This is a genomic window from Nostoc sp., assembly GCF_036919495.1.
GTDB lineage: Bacteria > Cyanobacteriota > Cyanobacteriia > Cyanobacteriales > Nostocaceae > Nostoc.
In genome coordinates this window covers 1-1,613 of sequence record NZ_JBALBZ010000021.1, presented here as the reverse complement: position 1 = coordinate 1,613, position 1,613 = coordinate 1, and the positions used below count along the sequence as shown (strand labels likewise).

Below are 1,613 nucleotides of genomic sequence, written 5' to 3'. Positions count from 1 at the left end.
AAAGTAAAAATTCTCTGGAAGTCCCATCTCACCTGACTGGTGCAGCTTTAGCAAGAAGACTAAATGTTTCTCCTAGCACCCTTCGTCATAAGAAAAATGCTCCAAATTTTGGGCAATGGACTTCTCTTCACGACCCAGATGGAATTGCTTGGCATTTTGATGGTGAAAAGTTTATTGAAAAGCCCTCACCCGATATACAGTAAAACCCCTTGAGTACAAAATTACTCCAAGGGGTTAACGATATTCAAACTATTGTTTTCGGCTTACTATCAAACTGGTATTATTCAGATTTAACTGGTACGCGGCAGATTTTTTCACGTAAAGTCTTTAAAACTTCGGGTGTGACTATATACCACCAAGGACTTCTAGGAGTTTCTTGGAATGCCTGAATAATTCCTTTGTCTCGCCAGTAATAGACAGTATGAATTCCAACACCAAGTTTTTCAGCCAGGGCACTGGTAGAATAATAACCTTCTGGACTAACCCCTAAGTGTGCTACTTGTGGGTTACTTAAAGGCTTTTGAATGCCAAACTTCCAACGAATCCAGGCAACACCTTTTTTCGTAAAAGCCCGCCCTTTACCACCCACCAAACCTCGGCGATTCAGTTCATGAGCAATTTCGCTATCAGTTCGACCCACAGCTAATTCTTCAATGAGTTGAATGACTTGGTTGGGTGTTCGGAATTTTTCTGCATTTGTTGGGCGTGTCGCAATCAACTCACTTGTAACTCCTGTATGCCAGAGTATTTGGACACGAGTGGAACGTTCTGGAGCATCAATTGGGGTGATAGCAACTTGTTTTACTAACAACCCTAGTATTTCTTTACGCTCAAGATTCGTAGTAGTACTGGCGTGCCAAAGTGTGGGAATATCGTTGGCTAACTGTAAAATTTGTTGCCGTTGCACCGCTGTTAATTCCAGGCGTTGTACAAGACGTGCTTTTTGGTATGCCTCTTCTAATTCTGCTAGCTGTTGTAGTTTTTCATTCCAGCGCCTTTCTAGTGTACGGGCGACTAAACGATTCTCTGGCTCGGTGGCATCATATTGACGCCCTGCTCTATCAGCTTCGTAACGTGCCCTTTCGAGCCTTAGTTGCCATGTTTTATCTATCTCAAAAGCCTGATTTTCCAACTCTGACAGCACAGCAAGGGAAATGTCGAGTTGTTCAGAGGTGAAAGCTTCAAGTACTTGCTCTGCGACTGCTGTATCAATTGCTGCTCCAGCTACAGTCCAACAAACACCCATGCTACCATCTTGTTTACGAGCTTGGGAACATTCATAAGCCGCTCTACAACCACCTGTACCGTGGTAGCGAGGACTCATCCGACGACCGCATTTACCGCAAATTACTAAACCTTGAAGAAGAGCAAAGCCCTCTCTAGGTGTGCTGGGACATCCATCTGATAAAGAAACGGGGCTATTCTGTCTGAGTCGCTCACAATTAGACAAATATTCAGACCAACTAATATAAGCCTCGTGAGCGTTGTGGATTGTCACTTTCCATTCTTCTTGGGGTAGTTGCTGAATTTTTACTTTCTTTATTTGCCCACCCTCAATGACATTAAAACTGCGTCGTCTACCATACACGTATGTTCCTGTGTAAGTTGGGTTG

1 protein-coding gene and 1 pseudogene are annotated in these 1,613 nt (G+C 43.5%); one reads left to right on the top strand and one right to left on the bottom strand.

What is annotated here, in order from left to right; genetic code table 11:
* Positions 1-203, top strand: a pseudogene (locus V7K25_RS02335) (hypothetical protein); the annotation flags it as partial.
* Between the two features lie 77 nt (positions 204-280).
* On the opposite strand, the gene V7K25_RS02330 reads toward V7K25_RS02335, so the two are convergent.
* A partial coding sequence (locus tag V7K25_RS02330; RefSeq protein ID WP_335154712.1) for a recombinase zinc beta ribbon domain-containing protein occupies positions 281-1,613 on the bottom strand: 1,333 nt, incomplete at its 5' end.